13 protein-coding genes are annotated in these 18,903 nt (G+C 63.4%); 5 read left to right on the forward strand and 8 right to left on the reverse strand.

Features of this window, described 5'->3' with window-relative positions; all coding sequences use genetic code 11:
* Positions 1-717 precede the first annotated feature (717 nt).
* On the reverse strand, positions 718-3,528 hold the full coding sequence (locus MSG32_RS14785) for a heavy metal translocating P-type ATPase (RefSeq protein ID WP_348983984.1): 2,811 nt from the start codon (positions 3,526-3,528) through the stop codon (positions 718-720).
* Positions 3,525-3,980 (reverse strand): MerR family DNA-binding protein, encoded by a 456-nt coding sequence (locus MSG32_RS14790; RefSeq protein WP_213113556.1) that lies wholly within the window; start codon positions 3,978-3,980, stop codon positions 3,525-3,527. The genes MSG32_RS14785 and MSG32_RS14790 overlap by 4 nt, the downstream gene beginning before the upstream one ends.
* 443 nt (positions 3,981-4,423) lie before the next feature.
* Between MSG32_RS14790 and MSG32_RS14795 the strand changes: the two genes are divergently transcribed.
* Positions 4,424-5,677: an outer membrane protein transport protein gene (locus MSG32_RS14795; RefSeq protein ID WP_248380475.1), complete on the forward strand. Its 1,254-nt coding sequence runs from the start codon at positions 4,424-4,426 to the stop codon at positions 5,675-5,677.
* A 186-nt stretch (positions 5,678-5,863) separates the two neighbouring features.
* Here MSG32_RS14795 and MSG32_RS14800 read toward each other — a convergent pair whose 3' ends face one another.
* From MSG32_RS14800 to MSG32_RS14825, 6 genes are all read right to left on the reverse strand, one after another.
* Positions 5,864-6,946 (reverse strand): porin, encoded by a 1,083-nt coding sequence (locus tag MSG32_RS14800; protein ID WP_165874008.1) that lies wholly within the window; start codon positions 6,944-6,946, stop codon positions 5,864-5,866.
* A 353-nt stretch (positions 6,947-7,299) separates the two neighbouring features.
* Positions 7,300-8,895, reverse strand: a complete 1,596-nt coding sequence (locus tag MSG32_RS14805) for an ABC transporter ATP-binding protein (protein ID WP_248380600.1) — start codon at positions 8,893-8,895, stop codon at positions 7,300-7,302.
* 147 nt (positions 8,896-9,042) lie between these two features.
* A complete protein-coding gene (locus MSG32_RS14810) occupies positions 9,043-9,966 on the reverse strand; it encodes an ABC transporter permease subunit (RefSeq protein WP_107335886.1) in 924 nt (307 codons plus the stop codon).
* Positions 9,967-9,980: 14 nt separating this feature from the next.
* Positions 9,981-10,907: an oligopeptide ABC transporter permease OppB gene (oppB, locus tag MSG32_RS14815; RefSeq protein WP_043337152.1), complete on the reverse strand. Its 927-nt coding sequence runs from the start codon at positions 10,905-10,907 to the stop codon at positions 9,981-9,983.
* A 59-nt stretch (positions 10,908-10,966) separates the two neighbouring features.
* Positions 10,967-12,604: a peptide ABC transporter substrate-binding protein gene (locus tag MSG32_RS14820; RefSeq protein ID WP_248380477.1), complete on the reverse strand. Its 1,638-nt coding sequence runs from the start codon at positions 12,602-12,604 to the stop codon at positions 10,967-10,969.
* Positions 12,605-12,754: 150 nt separating this feature from the next.
* Positions 12,755-14,380: a peptide ABC transporter substrate-binding protein gene (locus MSG32_RS14825; protein ID WP_248380479.1), complete on the reverse strand. Its 1,626-nt coding sequence runs from the start codon at positions 14,378-14,380 to the stop codon at positions 12,755-12,757.
* Between the two features lie 419 nt (positions 14,381-14,799).
* On the opposite strand from MSG32_RS14825, the gene prfB reads away from it, so the two are divergent.
* From prfB to MSG32_RS14845, 4 genes are all read left to right on the forward strand, one after another.
* A protein-coding gene (gene prfB, locus MSG32_RS14830; RefSeq protein ID WP_107335890.1) for a peptide chain release factor 2 occupies positions 14,800-15,898 on the forward strand; the annotation gives its coding sequence in 2 pieces (ribosomal slippage) (positions 14,800-14,874 and positions 14,876-15,898; 1,098 coding nt in all).
* Between the two features lie 164 nt (positions 15,899-16,062).
* Entirely contained in the window at positions 16,063-17,601 is a 1,539-nt protein-coding gene (gene lysS, locus MSG32_RS14835; RefSeq protein ID WP_054556548.1) for a lysine--tRNA ligase, read from the forward strand.
* A gap of 367 nt (positions 17,602-17,968) precedes the next feature.
* A complete protein-coding gene (locus tag MSG32_RS14840) occupies positions 17,969-18,352 on the forward strand; it encodes a hypothetical protein (RefSeq protein WP_043336300.1) in 384 nt (127 codons plus the stop codon).
* 237 nt (positions 18,353-18,589) lie between these two features.
* Positions 18,590-18,901, forward strand: coding sequence for a BolA/IbaG family iron-sulfur metabolism protein (locus tag MSG32_RS14845; protein ID WP_043336297.1), 312 nt, complete (start codon positions 18,590-18,592; stop codon positions 18,899-18,901).
* The last annotated feature ends 2 nt before the right edge of the window (positions 18,902-18,903 follow it).

Consider the following 18,903-nt stretch of genomic DNA (forward strand, 5'->3'; position numbering starts at 1 on the left):
TCGGAAGTGAAACCGCTTAGCGCCGATGGTAGTGTGGAGTTTCTCCATGTGAGAGTAGGTCATCGTCAGGCACTTATCCCGAACCGCCCCTGCAGCCTTGCTGCAGGGGCGGTTCTCTTTGTGCGCAGGAAAAATCATAGGCGCGAAGGTCATGCGTGGGAGAAGCCGTGTGTGACATGTGTGGTAAGGCGCGCATAGAGACGTCAGCAGAGACGCTGTGCAGAAAGAAGGCCAAAGGAAACGCCCCTGTCACTGATGTGGCAGGGGCGTTTTTGCATTCTCGGCACTTTGATCAAGCGGGGTAAAGAAGAGGCACGCGGGGTAAAGAAGAGCAAAGCGGCTGTGGAAAACTCAAGATTTGGCAGTGCAGGAGCTATCCACACAGCCTCGCGACAGCTGCTTTCCCTCCAGCGGGCTTGCCGGGTGGCCCAGGTCTCGGAGCCGCAGGACGGCATGTCATGAGCGCTCTCGATACGAGTCTTGCGAGAGCCGTCTGGTGCGCTTTTGATCAGGAAACAGTCACGAAAAAGCCCTGCCACACAGGATGTGACAGGGCTTTGAAATGATGATCTTGCGCGATTGTCTTGTGCAATCATCTTGCTCGATTTCAGCGACTACAGAGCAAGGCCTGGAGTGTGTTTCATGACTTGGCGAGCCAGAACCACCAGACAATGGCGGCGATCAGACCGAGCCCTAGCAGATTGATGGCCATGCAGATCATGCTGACGCTCCTTGTGAGGTGGTGGCGGTATTCTCGGGGTTACTCGTTGCGGATCCAGCTGCACTCGGGGGCGTATATCGACGCAGACGATTGGCATTGGTCACGACGGTGACCGATGACAGGGACATGGCCAGTCCCGCGATTACCGGCGACAGCAACATGCCCGTGAAGGGGTAGAGGATGCCTGCGGCAATCGGGATGCCGATCAGGTTGTAGCCGAAGGCCCCCACCAGGTTCTGCTTGATGTTGCGCAGGGTGGCCTGGCTGATCGCGATCGCATCCGCGACCCCGCCCAGCGACGGCTGCATCAACGTGATACCGGCGGTCTCGATGGCAACGTCGGTACCTTCGCCCATCGCGAAGCCGACATCGGCCAGCGCCAGCGCCGGCGCATCATTGATGCCATCGCCGACCATGCCCACCACATGACCTTCCTGCTGCAGCCGCGCGATCTCATCGTGCTTGTCATCCGGTGAGACGCCGGCACGGTAATCATCGATACCGGTCTCGCGCGCCACGGCCGCTGCCGTGTGAGGGTTGTCACCGGTCAGCATGATCACCTTCAGACCGATGGCATGCAGGCGAGCGATGGCATCGCGGCTATCGTCACGTAGCGGATCGGCCAGTCCGAAGACGGCGAGCAATTCATCGTCGCGGGCCATCAGGATCAAGGTGCGCGCATTGTCTTCCAGAGACGTGATCTGCTCGCTGAGAGGAGCCAGGCTGATGCCGGCCTCTTCCAGCATGGCAGCGTTGCCCATGCGCCAGGTGCGCCCTGTATCATCCTGAGCCTGAATGCCGCGTCCGCTGATGGTCTGGTAGTCATGGAAGGCCTTGCTGCGTGAGGCATCGGGGCGTCTGGCTTCGATATGTGCCAGCAGCGCCGCGGCCAGCGGGTGCTCGGAGCCCCGCTCCAGTGCATATGCTGCATCCAGCACGGCTTCCTCGTCTTCCCCTTCGAGGAGCGAGACCTCGGTGACCTCCGGCTTGCCGCGCGTCAGGGTGCCGGTCTTGTCGACCACCAGCGCGGTCAAGCGACTGGCGGTCTGCAGTGCCTCACCGCTGCGTACCAGCACGCCATGTTCCGCCGCCTTGCCGACCCCGATCATGGTCGAGATCGGCGTCGCCAGACCCAGCGCACACGGACAGGCGATGACGAGCACCGCTGTCGCGACCACCAGCATATGCACGCCGGTCGGCGCAGGCCCGAAGTTGAACCACACCAGCGCCGCGATGATGGCGATGATCATCACGCTGGGCACGAACACGCCGGAGATGGTGTCAGCCAGCCGACCGATCGGCGGGCGCGAATTCTGCGCCTGACGCACCTGGCTGATGATGCGTCCCAGGCGCGTCTCGCTACCGACTCGCTCGACTTCGAAGACCAGACTGCCACGCGTATTGAGCGTACCGGCGGCTACCTCGTCGCCGATACCGCGTGACACGGGCAGTGGCTCACCGCTGAGCATCGATTCATCGATGTGGCTCTGGCCCTCGATGACCCTGCCGTCCACCGGAATGCGCTCACCGGGGCGAATGCGCACCTGGTCCCCGCTGCGGACCTCGTTGATATCGATCTCGCGCTCTTCCCCGTCGCGGATCACGCGGGCCGTGCGAGTCTGCAGATCCAGCAACGTGCGCAGCGCCTGCTGAGTACGGCCCCGGGCGCGGACTTCCAGCGCCTGCCCCAGGCTGATCAAGCCGATGATCATGGTCGAGGCTTCAAAGTAGAGCCCGCGCGCCGCCGGGGTCACGCTGTCGGGAAACAGCAGCACGCCCATGGAGTAAAGCCATGCCGCCCCGGTACCGAGCGCCACCAACGTATCCATGTTGGCCTGATGGTGCGTAAAGGCCTTCCAGGCGCTGGTGAAGAAGCTGCGTCCTGCCGTGGCGAGCACGCCCAGCACGGCGACGCCGATCGCCAGCCACATCCCGCGCTCGAGCCCCTCGAAGCCGGGGTGATGGAAGAACATGCTGATCATCAGGGGGATGCCAATGCCCAGTGACAGCACGCTGTCACGGACACGAGAGCGATATTCCTGATCGGCGTCCTCTTGCTGTTGCTGCTCACCGGCCTGCGCGTCTTCCACCAGGCTTGCCCCGTAGCCGACACCCTCGATGGCAGAGACGATCTCGTCGGGAGCGAGGCGGCTCGTGACCTGGGCGGTGCGCGAGGCGAAGTTGACCTGCGCCTGCTCCACTCCATCCAGGCCATCCAGTGCCTTCTGGATCGTCGCCACGCAGCTGGCGCAGGTGACGCCGGACAGTGAGAACTCGGTGCTTGCGCTATCGGCTGGCTGGCTCTCAGTCGCTGACTTGCTCGCAACGGCCGGCGTATCAGCAGCCGGTGCGGCTTGAGCTTCATCCGCCTCGGCGGGGGCCTCAAGCGAATAGTCCGTCTCGAGGATGATTCTCTCGAGCAGCCCGCGCGGCAGACAGGTGTCCACGTTGAGAGTGTCTTCTTTCGGCGTGCCACTGACTTGCGCGGTGCCATCCCAGTGCTGGATGGCCTCGCGCAATCTGGCGACGCACTTCTGGCAGTGCATGCCGTACACCGACAGATCGTGATGGGCGCGTTCCGGCAGGGCTTCCTCCTTGAGGGGGTAGCCGCTGTCTGCCGCGACTTCCTGTAGTGCCGTGGATGACAGCTGGCTGTGCATCAGCAACAGCTCTGCGTCAGGCGCGCCGAGCAACTCGGCCTGCGGGTCCTGCGCCTGCAGGGCACGACGAATCCTGCTGACACAGCCCTGACAATGGATGCCTGGCGCCTGCAGAAGGCGTGTCTCGGGAAGTGATGTGGTCATCATGATTGCCCCCCGTCGCGGCGTTTGGAAGTGGAAGCGGTGTCGGGCACGTCCTGTGGAAAGCCTTCGATCAGGCAGCACACGCTGTTGCCGTCCGGCACGCCATCCGGCAGGTCCTGCCAGCAATCCAGCGCGTGCTCCATGCGCTCTGCCAGGGCTTCCAGCTCACGAATGCGCTCGCGCACTCTCGGCAGGTGCTGTCGCAGCAGGTCACGAACCAGCGGGCACGGCGAGTCGTGCTGGTCCGCCTGCTCGAGAATCTGTTTGATGTCGGCAAGGCTGAAGCCCAGCTGGCGTGCCTGACTGATGAATTTGAGGCGTACCAGCGCCTGCTCATCGAAGCGCTGGTAGTTGTTGACGGGATCACGTCGGGCCGTGATCAGCCCCTGGCGCGTGTAATGGCGAACGGTTTCGGCGGTGACGCCCCCCGCGCGGGCCAGTTCAGCGACTTTCATTGCATCATCTCCTGGTGATCAAGAGTGGCGGAGAGAGCATTCGGCTGCCCTGAAGGTCTGTCGGCAGCCAATGTTCCGTGACTGATCATCAGTGTAAGACTTATGTGTTGCACATAGGTCAAGCGAGCCGATACATACGCAAAAGCTGATGTTCGACCAATAGGCTAGAGGGGGGAGCAGAGGGGACTGTCGTGTTTTAAACGCTGGCGACAAGGCACTAAATCGTCGTCAGGTCATGGGCTTAGCAGCACGTGACAGTGCAGACATGAATGAAAGTTCCCTGAATACTAGAAATCTCCCTATTCAAACAAACGTTCGCCCTTGACTTGAACGCACGACTCGCCCAAAACGTAGGTGACAGAGCTATGCATCAACGAATGATAACAACAACATGCGGCTCTCCAGCCACCTGCAATGGGACGCCATCCATAATGAAAAACAAGATGAACAAACTCACCCTCGGGGTCGCTCTGGCAACGGTAGCCACGGCTTATGCCGGTGGCGTTCACGCGGGGGCCTTCCAGCTGAACGAGCAGAGTGTCAGTACCCAGGGCACCTCCTTCGCCGGGCGCGCCTCGAACGCCAATGATGCTTCCACCGTGTTCGGCAACCCGGCCGGCATGTCCTTCCTGGATCGTGCCCAGATCACCGGCGGTGTGACCTATCTGGACGTCAATACCGATATTGATGTCGCCAGCGCGAATGATGCACTCGGTCGGCCAGTCTCTGGCGGAGATGACGGTGACATGGTGCCGGGGGCGGCAGTGCCTTCCTTCTATTACGTGCAGCCGATGAATGATCGGATAGCACTGGGCTTCGGGGTCTACGCGCCCTTTGGCGTGATCACCGATTATGGTTCTGATTTCCGCGGCCGTTATTTCGCCAATTACAGTGAAGTCGAGGTGGTCACCGCCCAGCCGACCATCTCCTACCGCATCAATGACAAGTGGGCCATCGGCGCCGGTGTGACCTACAACAGCGTCAAGGGTGAGCTGACGTCGAATACTCTCGATGCTGGCACAGGCGATGGCAAGGTCAAGATCAAGGGCGACGACGCCGCCTGGGGCTACAACGTCGGGGTCATCTTCCAGCCGGTGGAAAGTACCCGTCTCGGTCTGTCCTATCGCTCCAAGGTGGATTACAGCCTGGAAGGTGAGGCCAAGTACAATAATGTCTTCACTGGCACGGGCTTCGCGAATACCGAGCAGGATGCGTCGCTGGACGTGACCCTGCCGGAAAGCATCGACTTCTCCGTGACGCACAAGCTGGATGATCGCTGGACGCTGATGGCGGGCGTGACCTGGGTGCACTGGAGCCGCTTCGACGAGATCGCGGTGGAAGTCGACAACATGAGCGACATCGTCGAGGAGCAGGGCTACGAGGACAGCTGGCAGTACGCGGTCGGTCTGAGCTATCAGCTCAATCCGCAGTGGGTGCTGCGCACCGGCATGGCCTTCGATGACAGCCCGACCGTGGATGAGCATCGCAGCGCGCGTATCCCGTCCGGTGACCGGACCATCTTCTCGCTGGGGGCCGGCTGGACGCCGATGCCGGAGCTGACCATCGACATGGCCTACACCTACCTGTGGGAAGAGACGGCTACCGTCAGCCTGAGCGAGCCCAACCGTGGCACCTATGAAGCCAATTACGAGAATGAAGCGCATGGCTTCGGTCTCGGCGCGACCTATCGCTTCTGAGTGCGTAGCGGCTGAAGTGCTGAGCTGGTCTCGGGACAACCGATACAACCGATACAGCCGATACAAAAACGCCCGGTCATATGACCGGGCGTTTTCTTGTCGTCCTTGCCGGGTTCATCAGGCAAGGGCGGAACTATCGCCTCAGCGCGAGCATTGGCGAACCGTCACCAGCGTCTGACATGACGATCAGAAGTCATAACGCGCCAGGAACATCAGCTGGTCGCGGTCGGCGCTGTACTCGCTGCCGTCTGACTGGCGGCTGTTGTCGAAGCGATACTCGGTGGCCAGCGTCAGGTCCTTGACCCGCCAGGCCGCGCCCAGAATCTGATAGGCGTAGCGTGCTTCGCTGTCGGCGTCCTCCAGGTGATTCAAGCCACCGTAGAGCTCGACACTGTCATCGCCCCAGATGACCTCCTTGAACTTGTAGTTGACCACGAATTCCGCGCCGCGCGCCTTGTCGACGAAATCTTCCGAGGAGTCCAGGGTGCTGCCGGCGATGTGGTTGCGATACTCCCCGCCGACGAGGGCGATGTACCAGTTGCCCGGTGACCAGTGACCGCCGAGCAGCCAGGCATCGATATCGCCGTTCTCGCTGTTGCCGCTCTCGTAGTCGCTCAGCTCCGTATGGTGGAAGACGCCGCCCACCGTGAAGTCCTCGTTCGGGTGCCAGTTGAGCGCGGCCTCATAGCTGTAGTCACGCTCATACCCCGAATACTCGGTCTCGGTGGTGAAGACGCCATCCTCGAAGAGTGAGGTCTCGTTGCTGTGCTGGCCATCATGGCCGAGCTGGTAGAGCAGGCCGACAGTGACATCGTCGAAGCCCTTCTTCCAGTAGAGCGAGTTGTCCGGCCGCCCCGTGCCATGCAGGCCGCCGTCACCGCTGCGGCCTTCGAAGGTGCCGGACGCCTCGCCACCATTGATCCAGAACCAGTCGGTGTTGACGGCCACCATGTCGTACCAGGGGCCATACTGCTTGCCGACCGTGAAGCTGCCCCATTTCTCGTGGGCCGCTCCGGCATAGAGCATGCGCTTGTAGTGAGCATCGGTGCCGTCCTTGAACCAGGGATCGAAGCCCCATTCGGCGCGGATGATGGAGCTCCAGCCCTGCTCGAACTGATGCTCGTGGATCAGGCGCACCCGCGAGCCGCCGTTGTAGATCTCGTCGTGTGCGCCATCCTGGATCACCGCAAACGCCGCCAGGCGGCCACTGAACTCGACGCGGTCGGTATCCGTCTTGTAGACCTCGATGGCCTGGGCCATGGGGCTCATGCTCAGCAGTCCCGTGCCGAGCAGGGCTGCGCCAATCGCGTGACGCAGTCGTGAGTGAGTGTGGAGGGGGATGCTGGCTGTTGTTGTAGGTTGCATCGTCATCCTGTGCATGTCTTTCCATCGGTGTGGGTCATGCCGGAGCGTCCTGCTCCGGCCTCGGTCGGGTGCAAGCACCCGGTTGGCAGCCAATGTCGATTCGTGTGAGCGACTCGGCTGCCCTTGCCCGGGGCGAGGCCGGGCGCTCATCGCCACCCTTCAGGCAGGCAGTGATGAGGCCCTGCGCCTTTTCCCAGGCAAAGCGGGGTCTTGATGGGCGCCGCAGCGCCCATCAGGCATGTCGTCTTTTCAGGGGGTCAGTGGTGCGTCTGGCCCAGGTCCGGGGCGAAGGCAGCCTGCATCAATTCACGCGTATAACGCTCACGGGGTGCCTCGAAGATGGCATGGGTACTGCCGCTTTCCACCACCTCGCCTTCCTTCATCACGATGAGGTGGTCTGACAGCGCACGGACTACCGCCAGGTCATGGCTGATGAACAGATAGGTCAGGCCATGGCGCGCCTGCAGGTCGCGCAGCAGGTCGATCACCGTGACCTGTACCGAGCGGTCCAGCGCCGAGGTCGGCTCGTCCAGCAGCAGGAATTCCGGCTTGAGCACCAGGGCGCGCGCGATGGCGATGCGCTGGCGCTGACCGCCGGAGAACTCATGCGGATAGCGATTGCGCATGCCGGGGTCGAGGCTGACCTCGCTCAGGGCGTCGCAGACCCGCGCATCGCGCTGGGCGCGATTGAGCTCGGGGTGATGCACGCGCAGGCCTTCACTGATGATCTCGCCCACGGTCAGGCGCGGCGACAGGGAGCCGAAGGGGTCCTGGAAGACGACCTGCATGCGCGAGCGCAAAGGACGCATGCCTGACTTGTCCAGCGGCATGATATCGACGCCATCGAAGCTGATCTGGCCCTGGCTCTTGAGCAGGCGCAGCAGGGCGCGCCCCAGCGTCGATTTGCCGGAGCCGGACTCGCCGACGATGCCGATGGTCTGGCCGCGTCGCACCTCGAGATCGATGCCGCGCACCGCCTCGAAGGCGACCTTGGGCCCGAACAGCGGACGCTTGATGGTGAAGCTGACACGCACATCGCGCGCCGACAGCAGCACCGGCGCATCCGCGGCCACCGGCGCCTTCTCGCCGGCCGGCTCGGCATCGATCAGCATGCGGGTGTAGGCATGCTGCGGGCTCTCGAAGACGTCATGGGTGGCGCCGGTTTCCAGCAGCTCGCCGTGACGCATCACGCAGACGCGGTCCGCGAAGTGGCGCACGATGCTCAGGTCATGGGTGATGAACAGGATCGCCATGCCGTAGCGCTGCTGCAGCGACTTGAGCAGCCGCAGGATCTGCGCCTGCACCGTGACATCCAGCGCGGTGGTCGGCTCATCGGCGATCAGCAGGTCCGGCTCGCAGGCCAGCGCGATGGCGATCATCACGCGCTGACGCTGGCCACCGGACAGCTCATGGGGATAGCTGTCGATACGCCGCGCCGGCTCCGGAATGCCGACCTGCTCGAGCAGTTCCTGCGCCTTGTGGCGAGCCGCACGGCCCTTGAGGTCACGATGCAGCGCCAGTACCTCGATGATCTGGCGCCCGATGCGGTGCAGCGGGTTGAGCGAGGTCATCGGCTCCTGGAAGACGGTGGCGATGCGGTTGCCGCGCAGCTCGCGCATGCGGCGCGTCGAGGCACTCAGCAGGTCTTCGCCGCGCAGGCGGATGGCGCCCTTGATCTCGGCGAGTTCCGGCAACAGGCGCAGGATGGCGGTGGACGTGACCGACTTGCCGGAGCCGGACTCGCCGACCAGCGCCAGCGTCTCGCCCTTGTTGAGGGTGAAGCTGACGCCCTTGACGGCGGGTACCGCGCCGTCCGGCAACTGGAAGTCGACCTTGAGGTCATCGATCTCCATCAGCGGCGGCGTGCCAGGCGCCTCGGCGGCCAGCCCCAGGCGAGTCAGGGTGTCGGCGCGGGCCTGGTCGGCGGCGTTGCGTGCTGGCGGCAGGCTGGAGGAGGTGCCGGAGGTAGAGGGTGAAGAAGTCATGATCAGCGCTCCGGTTCAGCGAGTCTTGGGGTCGAGGGCGTCACGCAGCCCATCGCCGAGGAAGTTGAGGCAGAACAGGGTCGCGGCGAGGAAGGCCGAGGGCACCAGCAGCATCCAGGGTGCGGTCTCCATCATGTCCTTGCCTTCGGAGATCAACACGCCCCACGAGGTCAGCGGTTCCTGCACGCCGAGACCGAGGAACGACAGGAAGCTTTCCAGCAGGATGACCTTGGGCACCGTCAACGTGACGTAGACGATCACCGGCCCCAGCGCATTGGGGATCAGGTGGCGGGTGACCACCTGCAGGTCGCGCACCCCCAGCGCATGCGCCGCCTCCACGAATTCACGCTTCTTGAGTGCCAGCACCTGGCCGCGCACGATGCGCGACATGTCCAGCCACTCCACCGCGCCGATGGCGGCGTAGATCAGGAAGATGTTGCGACCGAACACCACCATCAGCAGGATCACCAGGAACATGAACGGCAGCGAATACATGATGTCGACGAAGCGCATCATCAGGTTGTCGGTGCGTCCGCCGAAGTAGCCGGAGACGGCGCCGTAGAGCACGCCGATCACCAGGCTGACGAAGGTGGCGACCAGCGCCACCGACAGCGAGATCTGGCCGCCATGCAGGGTGCGGGTCAGCAGGTCGCGGCCGTTGACGTCGGTGCCGAAGACGTGGCCGGAGGCCAGGTCCGGACCGGTGCCGATGGCGTTCCAGTCGACTTCATCGAGTTCGAAGGGCGTCAGCCACGGGCCGATCAGGCAGGCCAGCACGATGACGGCCATCACCACCAGGCTGCACATGGCAGCGCGGTTCTGCTTGAGACGACGCCAGGCGTCGCGGGTCAGGCTGTCGCCTGCCGGCGCGGCAGGGGGCTGGCCGTCGAAGGCACTGGCACCGCCGGTGCCGTGGGGAGCGGGAGTTGTCTGTGACATGTCAGGGCCTCGGGTCAGTCGTCGTAGCGGATCTGCGGGTCGAGCATGCTGTAGAGCAGATCGACGATCAGGTTGAGCAGCAGGATCAAGGCGCCATAGAAGACCACCGTGCCCATCACCAGGGTGTAGTCACGATTGAGCGCACCCTGCACGAAATAGCGCCCGATGCCGGGAATGCCGAAGATCTGCTCGATCACCACCGAGCCGGTGATGATGCCGGCGATGGCCGGGCCGAGGTAGGAGACCACCGGCAGCATCGCCGGTCGCAATGCATGGCGCAGAATCACCTTCCACTCGCTCAGGCCCTTGGCGCGGGCGGTGCGGATGTAGTGACTGCCGAGCACCTCGATCATGCTGGCGCGCATCATGCGGGCGATGTAGGCGATCTGCTGGATGGAGAGCGCCACCACCGGCAGCAGCAGGTTCTGCCAGGCGCCACCGTTCCAGCCGCCGGCCGGCAACCAGCCGAGCAGCACGCCGAATACCAGTGCCAGCAGCGGGGCGATCACGAAGTTGGGCACCGCGATCCCCGCCAGCGCAGTACTCATCACTACGTAATCCGCCGTCGAGTTGCGCCGGATGGCCGCGATCACCCCCAGTGGTACTCCGATCAGCAGCGCGGCCAGAATCGCCCACATGCCCAGCTCCAGACTGGCCGGGAAGCCCTGGCTGATCAGCTCACTGACATCGAAGTCCTTGTACTTGAAGGACGGGCCGAGATCGCCCTGCACCAGATCGCCCAGATAGCGCAGATACTGCATCGGCAATGGCTCATCCAGGTGATAGGCCGCGCGCAGGTTCTGCTCGATTTCCGGGGGCAGGCGGCGCTCGCCATCGAAGGGGCCGCCCGGGGCGACCCGCATCAGGAAGAACGACAGGGTGATCACGATCAGCAGGGTGGGAATCGCCTGCAGTAACCGTTTGAGGGTGTAGCTCAGCATCCAGTGCTCCGTCCGGGCCGCTGCCCGGGTGTGTCGTTGTTATTGGTGACTGTCGCCTGTCAGTGCGAGGTATCGAGCTGCAGATAGCGACTCGGGTGCACGTCCAGCGCATTGGGCGCCCAGCCGCTGATGGCGGGGTCGACCAGGCTGGAGGTGACATAGTCGTAGAGCGGCAGCACCACATCGTTGTCGAGCAGATACTGCTCGGCATCGTGGAGCTGGCGCTGGCGGGTGCCGACGTCTCCTTCACGCGCCGCCGCCTCGATCAGTGCATCGTAGGTCGGCGAGCTGAGCCCGGGCGCGTTGGAGGTGTTGTCGCTGCTGAAGGCATTCAGGAAGTCGTAGGCATCGGCGATGGTCGCGATCATGCCGTAACGGCCGACCTCGAAATCGCCCAGCGCCAGATCCCGGTAATGCACTGCAGCCTCGGTATTGGTCAGCGTCACCTTCACGCCCAGCGGTTTCCACATCGCCCCCAGGGCCACGGCGATCTTCTTGTGGTCTTCCAGGGTGTTGTAGCGCAGGGTCAGCTCAAGCGGGGTATCCGGGCCGTAGCCCGCGTCGGCCATCAGCTCACGCGCCTTCGCCATGCGCCGGTCCATCGACCAGTCAGCGAAGTCGAAGCGCGCGCCCTGATGCTCACCCAATGCCTTCGGCACGAAGTGCCAGGAGGGAATCTGGCCCATGCCGAGAATGCGCTCGGTGATCACCTCACGGCGCGTGGCCAGATTCAGCGCGCGACGAATGCGCTGGTCGGCCACCGGCGAGCCATCACGCAGATTGAAGACATAGAAGTACTCGCCGAGGATCGGGTAGGTCTGCAGGGCAGCGGCCAGATTGTCCTGGATCCAGGTGTAATGGCTGGCGGGTACGCCGTAGGCGATCTCGACCTCGCCGGCGCGGAAGCGATTGAGCGCGGCATGACTCTCCTCGATGGGCAGGTAGACCACCTCATCGAGCGTGACCGTGTCCGCCGCGTGATAGCGCGGATTGGGCGTCAGGCGAATCTCGGCCTGGGGCGACCACGTCTTGAGCACGAAGGCGCCTGAGGTGGCCATGTTGGCCGGTCGGGTCCAGTCAGCGCCCTTGGCCGCGATCACATGGCGTGGCAGCGGGGCGGCTTCGCTCATCGCCAGTGTCTGCTCCAGCGTCGCCGAAGGGTGGCTGAGGGTGATGGTGAGCGTGCGCGCATCCGGTGCGGCCACGCCGAGTTGCTCCGGTGCCAGCGCACCGGTATTCACCGCGCGGGCATTGACGATCGGGTAGTAGAGCGTGGCGTTGTGGGCCGCGGTAGCGGGTGTCAGCAGGCGGCGCAGCGCGAAGACCGCATCCTGGGCGGTCAGCGGCGTGCCGTCTGACCATTCGAGCCCCTCGCGCAGATGAAAGGACCAGCTCAGCCCATCGGCGGACGACTCCCAGCGCTCTGCCAGCCCGGGAATCAGTTCGCCATCGGCGGAGTAGGCGATCAGCGGCTCGAACAGATCACGCGTGATGCGTGTCTCCCAGGTGCCGTTGGTCTGTTGCGGGTCCAGCGAGCCGGGCTCGGCGCCATTGGCGATACGCAGGATCTGCTCGCTCTGGCTGGTGGATTCTGCTGCCATGGCGCTGCCGGAAGCGCCGAGGGAGAGGGGGAGAACGGACAGCAGCAGGCCTGCGCTGAGGCTTGCCGCGCATTGCATCGGTGAGGTGGGGGACATGCATGAACTCCTTGTCACGCCCGTGGGGCGCGACGTCATCTTCTGGTGCCATCCTTGGCAGATGCCACGCTCCTGCCCTGACGGACACGAGCGTGGACCCATGACGATCTAGAGAGCGGCGAGCCGGGTCAGAGGCTCACAGGGCTCGCCTCACTCGGAGAACGAGACCCAGCGCGAGCGGTGGGTATCCTCGATGTTGTTCTTCCAGCCGCTGAGCTTGGGGTTCACCAGATTGCGCGACACGTAGTAGTAGATCGGCAGCACGGCGTAGTCATCCAGCGCCTTGCGCTCGGCGTCCTGCATCAGCGCCTCGCGATCCTCCATGTCGAGCGTATTGGCGGCCTTGTGCATGTCCTCATCCAGCGCACTGTTGGAATAGGCGCCGTAGTTGTTGGGCACGCCGCTTTCCAGCAGGTTGAGGAAGTTCTGGGCGTCGTTGTAGTCGCCTATCCAGCCGGCGCGGCCGACATCGAACTTGCCCTGGCGCATGTCCTCGTAGTGCACCGCGACTTCGGCATTCAGCAGATTGACCTTCACGCCCAGCGGCTTCCACATCGCGGCGGCGGCGATGGCCACCTTCTTGTGGTCTTCGCTGGTGTTGTAGCGCAGGGTCAGCTCCAGCGGATTGTCCGGGCCATAGCCGGCGTCTTCCATCAGGGACCTGGCCTTCTGCATGCGCTCATCCATTGACATGTCCTTGAAGGCCATCTCCTGGATGTCGTAATGGTTCACGCCGGTGGGCACGAAGCTGTAGGCCGGCACTTCGCCGGTGCCGAGAATCTTGTCGGTGATGATGTTGCGGCGGATGGAGAGGTTGAGCGCCTCGCGCACGCGCGGGTCTGCCGTGGCATGACCATCGCGCGAGTTGAGCACGTAGTAGTAGATGCCCAGGTAGGGCGCGACGTGGGTGGCGTCCGGCAGGTTGTCCTTCAGCCAGCCGTATTGCTGGGTCGGGAATTCGCGCGCGATGTCGATCTCGCCGGCGCGGAAGCGCTTCAGGGCGCTGTTGCGCTCCTCGATGGGGTAGTAGATCACCTCATCCAGCGCGACCTCATTGGCATCGTGGAACTCAGGATTCTTGAGCGCGACGATGCGGGTCTGCGGCTGCCACTCGCTCAGCTCGAAGGCACCGTTGGAGACCATCTTGCCGGGGTCGGTCCAGTCCTTGCCGTATTTCTCCACCACATGTTTCGGCAGCGGGTAGGCGGTGTAGTGCGACAGCTGATCCAGGAAGTAGGGCGTCGGGCGCTCGAGGGTGATCTCGAGGGTATGATCATCCACGGCACGCACGCCGAGGGTGTCCGGCTCGGCCTCGCCGCTGTTGATGGCCTTGGCATTCTTGATCGGATACAGGATGTAGGCGTAATCCGAGGCATTTTCCGGCGTCATGATGCGCTTGAGCGCGTACACGAAGTCCTCGGCGGTCACCGGCTCACCGTCTGACCACTTGCCGTCCTCGCGCAGCGTGAAGGTATAGGTCTTGCCATCGTCGGAAATCTGCCACGACTCGGCCGCGCCGGGGATGCGCTCGCCATCGGCGGCTTCGGTGACCAGGCCCTCGAAGAGGTCGCCCACCACGTCATTTTCCCAGGTGCCGGAGATCTGCTGCGGGTCCAGCGAGGCCGGTTCACCCATGATCGCCAGCTTGAGCGTGTCGGCCATGATGCCCTGGGAGGCAACGATGCCCCCGGCCAGCAGCAGAGAGCCTGCCAGGCGTTTGAGCGCGAAGCGTCCGGGGAGCACCGGGGTGCGAGAGGGGGAGTACAGTCGTGCCATGATAGGGAGGCTCGCTATTGTTGTTAGGGGTAATACGAGTGTCGCCTTCTACCATCGAATCTTTTCCTGCCCGCTGTCCATGTTAAAAAATGGATGGCTTATGCATGCATTCGATAAACGTCATGCAAGGCGTGGAAACTCGGGCCATTCGGGGCTGACGGACCTTTGAATCACTTTGGTCGTATTCGTCGCCTGCCCGCTGATGGGTGGCATGCCTGGCAGCCGAGAGCCGCCGCTTGCCCGCTGGCCACGGATGATGGGCCGGGCATGGTCGCCACGCCGGGAAATGGCTACAATATCGGGCTTTGCGCGCTGTCGATCTGCACATCCACCCTCGGGTGGCATGTGGCGGAGCCCGTCGCTTGCGACAGGATCGCCGCGCACCCATTCACGCATCATCGCCTCAAGACAGGACGACCATGCAAGAGATCAATCCGATCACCAACCTCATCAAGGACCTGTCCGAAAGGGCAGAAGTCCTGAGGGGGTACCTTTGACTATGCCGAAAAGCAGGATCGGCTAGAGGAAGTCACTCGCGAGCTCGAGAATCCGGATGTCTGGAATGACCCGGACTACGCGCAGAAGCTCGGCAAGGAACGTGCGTCGCTGGAGCTGGTCGTCAAGACCCTCGACGACATGAGCAACGGTCTGTCCGACTGCTCCGACCTGCTGGAAATGGCGGTCGAGGAAGAGGACGAAGGCACCGTGGACGAAGTCGTCCGCGAGCTGGACCAGCTCAAGGCCAGTCTCGAGAAGCTCGAGTTCCGCCGCATGTTCTCGGGTGAGATGGACGCCAACAACGCCTACCTCGACATCCAGGCAGGCTCCGGCGGTACCGAAGCGCAGGATTGGGGCAACATGTTGCTGCGCATGTACCTGCGCTGGGCCGAGCATCACGGTTTCAAGACCGAGATCGTCGAGGCGAGCGCCGGTGAAGTCGCCGGCATCAAGTCCGCGACCATCCACGTCGAGGGCGATTACGCCTTCGGTTGGCTGCGCACCGAGCTTGGCGTGCACCGTCTGGTCCGCAAGAGTCCCTTCGACTCCGGCGGCCGTCGTCACACCTCGTTCGCGTCCGTGTTCGTGTCGCCGGAAATCGATGACAACATCGAGATCGACATCAATCCGGCCGACCTGCGCACCGATACCTACCGCTCCTCCGGCGCCGGTGGTCAGCACGTCAACACCACCGACTCCGCGGTACGTATCACCCACGTGCCGACAGGCATCGTGGCGGCCTGCCAGACCGAGCGTAGCCAGCACTCCAACCGTGACCGCGCCATGAAGATGCTGAAGGCGCGTATCTACGAAGCCGAGATGCAGAAGCGCAACGCCGCCAAGCAGGAACTCGAGGACTCCAAGTCCGATATCGGCTGGGGCAGCCAGATCCGCTCCTACGTCCTCGATGACCAGCGCATCAAGGACCTGCGGACCAGCGTCCAGTCGAGCAACTGTGACAAGGTGCTCGACGGCGACCTCGATGACTTCATCGTCGCCAGCCTCAAGATGGGGCTCTGAGCGCGAGTACCCTCGCGGCCCAGCGCCTATTCGCCTCCGCCGGTCTCGCCGGCGGAGGCCACGAATCCCCGTATCGCGGTCAGCCCTGATGGTCACAATCGTCAGGCTGACCATGATCTGTCGTGGCCCAGGCCATGACCCTTTGACACGAGACAGGCCCCTCCATGTCGACAGAGCAGACCCCCGCCATTGATGAGCAGCAGGCCGCCGAACAGGCTCAGGAAGAGAACCGCCTGATCGCCGAACGTCGCGCCAAGCTGAACGCCCGCCGTGAGCAGGCCGCCGCCGAAGGCAAGAGTGCCTTCCCGAATGATTTCCGTCGTGACAGCCTCGCCGCTGACCTGATGGAAGAGCTGGGCGAGAAGGACAAGGCCGAGCTGGAGACGCTGGACCGCAAGGCCGCCGTCGCCGGGCGTATCATGCGCAAACGTGGCCCCTTCATCGTGCTGCAGGAAGTCTCCGGCCAGATTCAGCTCTACGTCGACAAGAAGGGCCTGCCGGAAGCGCTGCTCGAGGACATCAAGAGCTGGGATATCGGTGACATCGTCGGTGCCAGTGGCCCGGTGCACAAATCCGGCAAGGGCGATCTGTATGTCATGATCGAAAGCGCCCAGCTGATGACCAAGAACCTGCGTCCGCTGCCGGACAAGTTCCATGGTCTGTCCGATCAGGAAATGCGCTATCGCCAGCGTTATGTCGACCTGATCATGAACGAGCAGTCACGCCGCACCTTCGCGCTGCGTGCCGGCATCGTCGCCTCCATCCGTCGCTTCCTCAGCGATCGCGGCTTCATGGAAGTCGAGACGCCGATGCTGCAGCAGATTCCGGGTGGCGCGACCGCACGTCCGTTCATCACGCACCACAATGCGCTGGACATGGAAATGTACCTGCGCATCGCGCCGGAGCTGTACCTCAAGCGTCTGGTGGTGGGTGGCTTCGAGCGCGTGTTCGAGATCAACCGCAACTTCCGCAACGAAGGGCTGTCGACGCGTCACAACCCCGAGTTCACCATGCTCGAGTTCTACTGGGCCTACGCGGACTACCGTGACCTGATCGCGCTCACCGAGGACATGATCCGCACCGCCGCCCAGGAAGTGCTCGGCACCACGCAGATCACCTGTCAGGGCAGCGAGTACGACCTGAGCCAGCCGTTCATCCAGATGACCATGCGCGAGTCGATCATCAAGTACGGCGATGGCATCACCGAAGCCGACCTGGCCGATTATGACGCCGCGCGCGCCACGGCCGAGCGTCTCGGTATCCAGGTCAAGCCGATCTGGGGGCTGGGCAAGCTCGAGACCGAGATCTTCGAGGAAGTCGCCGAGCACCGTCTCGACCAGCCGACCTTCATCACCGAATATCCGGCCGAAGTCAGCCCGCTGGCGCGTCGCAACGATGCCAACCCGCACGTGACCGATCGCTTCGAGTTCTTCGTCGGTGGCCGCGAGATCGCCAATGGCTTCTCGGAGCTCAACGACGCCGAGGATCAGGCCGAACGCTTCCAGGCCCAGGTGGCCGAGAAGGACGCCGGTGATGACGAAGCCATGTTCTACGACGCCGACTACGTGCGCGCGCTGGAATACGGCATGCCGCCGACCGCCGGTGAAGGCATCGGCATCGACCGTCTGGTGATGCTGCTGACCGACAGCGCCTCCATCCGCGACGTGCTGCTGTTCCCGGCGATGCGTCCGCAGCAGGGCTGAGCAGTCGGCCGCCAGCCCGTCACGATGGCGCATCATGACGCGTCATCGTGACGGGCCACGCTGAGGGCACTCACAACGCCTCCGATCCCTGATCGGGGGCGTTGTGGTCTCTGCCTCACACGAATGGCTGACGACGAGTGCCTCGCGGGGCATGATCGGTGCCGATGAGGCAAGGTGGCGCTTGGCTTTGTTGCCCGCGAGCGGCCATAATGGTCGGCGTCCAGTCTGCTGGCGCCCTGGCACTGCCAGGGTGACGCGCTGGACGCCTCGAGGCTCACCCGCATCGCGTGCCTGCTTTATGAGCGGCGCTGCCATCCACGGTGTGTCCTGTCTCGGAATTGTCCCTGAATGTCCTGGAGAGTGCAGAATGAAGCTGCTTAACCGTTCCGCCCTGAGCGTCAAGCCGACCCAGGCGTTTGTCGACTGGATCAACTCGCTGGAATCCGAAGGCGAGGGAGGCGAGGATCTGGCGCTGGAGGATGTCAATCAGGAGAGCACCGTCTACCTGATTCCCGAGATGGACACGCGTGAGGCGCTGGACGGCTTCGTCTCCGAGCGCTGGCTGGACGTGCTGGAAAGCGAGCTGCGCGCCTGGGAAGAAGACACCCGCCATTGGCCGGAGCCGATGGACAAGGCACTCTTCGAGCGCTTCCTGACCGTCGAGCACAGCTATCTGGCGGTCGACCTGGACGACGAGGCACCGCTGGAAGTCAGCGAAGTCGATGACGAGCTGCTGGCCGATCTGGACTGAATCTCCGGTGTGATCGCGCCGATTGGCCGATTGCCAGACGCGTGATGAACGCCGTCGCCGTACTTTCCGCAAGAGCCGCCAGCAAGCGCCGTCAGCAATGACTGTCAGTGATGGCGACAGACGCTACAATGGCCTCGGGCAAAATGCCCGAGGCCATTTGCGTTGTGGCGATCGCATCGTCACCCTCATTTTTCCGCATGTCCGTCGTGCGGCTTCCCCCCTTCAAGGAGATTGCGCATGAGCATCCAGACCCAGATAGACACCAAGCTCGCAACGCTTGACCCGTTGATGGTCGAAGTCGTCAACGAGAGCCATATGCATAGCGTGCCGGCCAATTCCGAGACCCACTTCAAGGTCACCCTGGTCAGCGATCGCTTCAGCGGCCTGTCGCGGGTCAAGCGTCACCAGCAGCTGTATGCCTTGCTTAGCGAAGAGCTGGATGGCCCGGTGCATGCACTGGCACTGCACCTGTACACCGCGCAGGAGTGGGCGGCACGCGGCGGCGAGATTCCGGATTCCCCCAACTGTCTGGGCGGCGGCAAGCACTGACC

It is taken from the genome of Cobetia sp. 1CM21F (assembly GCF_023161745.1).
In the GTDB taxonomy this organism is placed as follows: Bacteria; Pseudomonadota; Gammaproteobacteria; order Pseudomonadales; family Halomonadaceae; genus Cobetia; species Cobetia amphilecti.

Bases quoted from the DNA above. Each gene is read 5' to 3' on its own strand.
- MSG32_RS14805 (WP_248380600.1), bottom strand. From the start codon at position 8,895: ATGGAGATCGATGACCTCAAGGTCGACTTCCAGTTGCCGGACGGCGCG.
- MSG32_RS14810 (WP_107335886.1), bottom strand. From the start codon at position 9,966: ATGTCACAGACAACTCCCGCTCCCCACGGCACCGGCGGTGCCAGTGCC.
- MSG32_RS14785 (WP_348983984.1), bottom strand. From the start codon at position 3,528: ATGATGACCACATCACTTCCCGAGACACGCCTTCTGCAGGCGCCAGGC.
- oppB (WP_043337152.1), bottom strand. From the start codon at position 10,907: ATGCTGAGCTACACCCTCAAACGGTTACTGCAGGCGATTCCCACCCTG.
- MSG32_RS14790 (WP_213113556.1), bottom strand. From the start codon at position 3,980: ATGAAAGTCGCTGAACTGGCCCGCGCGGGGGGCGTCACCGCCGAAACC.
- MSG32_RS14840 (WP_043336300.1), top strand. From the start codon at position 17,969: ATGAAGCTGCTTAACCGTTCCGCCCTGAGCGTCAAGCCGACCCAGGCG.
- MSG32_RS14820 (WP_248380477.1), bottom strand. From the start codon at position 12,604: ATGTCCCCCACCTCACCGATGCAATGCGCGGCAAGCCTCAGCGCAGGC.
- lysS (WP_054556548.1), top strand. From the start codon at position 16,063: ATGTCGACAGAGCAGACCCCCGCCATTGATGAGCAGCAGGCCGCCGAA.
- MSG32_RS14800 (WP_165874008.1), bottom strand. From the start codon at position 6,946: ATGAGCCCCATGGCCCAGGCCATCGAGGTCTACAAGACGGATACCGAC.
- MSG32_RS14795 (WP_248380475.1), top strand. From the start codon at position 4,424: ATGAACAAACTCACCCTCGGGGTCGCTCTGGCAACGGTAGCCACGGCT.
- MSG32_RS14825 (WP_248380479.1), bottom strand. From the start codon at position 14,380: ATGGCACGACTGTACTCCCCCTCTCGCACCCCGGTGCTCCCCGGACGC.
- MSG32_RS14845 (WP_043336297.1), top strand. From the start codon at position 18,590: ATGAGCATCCAGACCCAGATAGACACCAAGCTCGCAACGCTTGACCCG.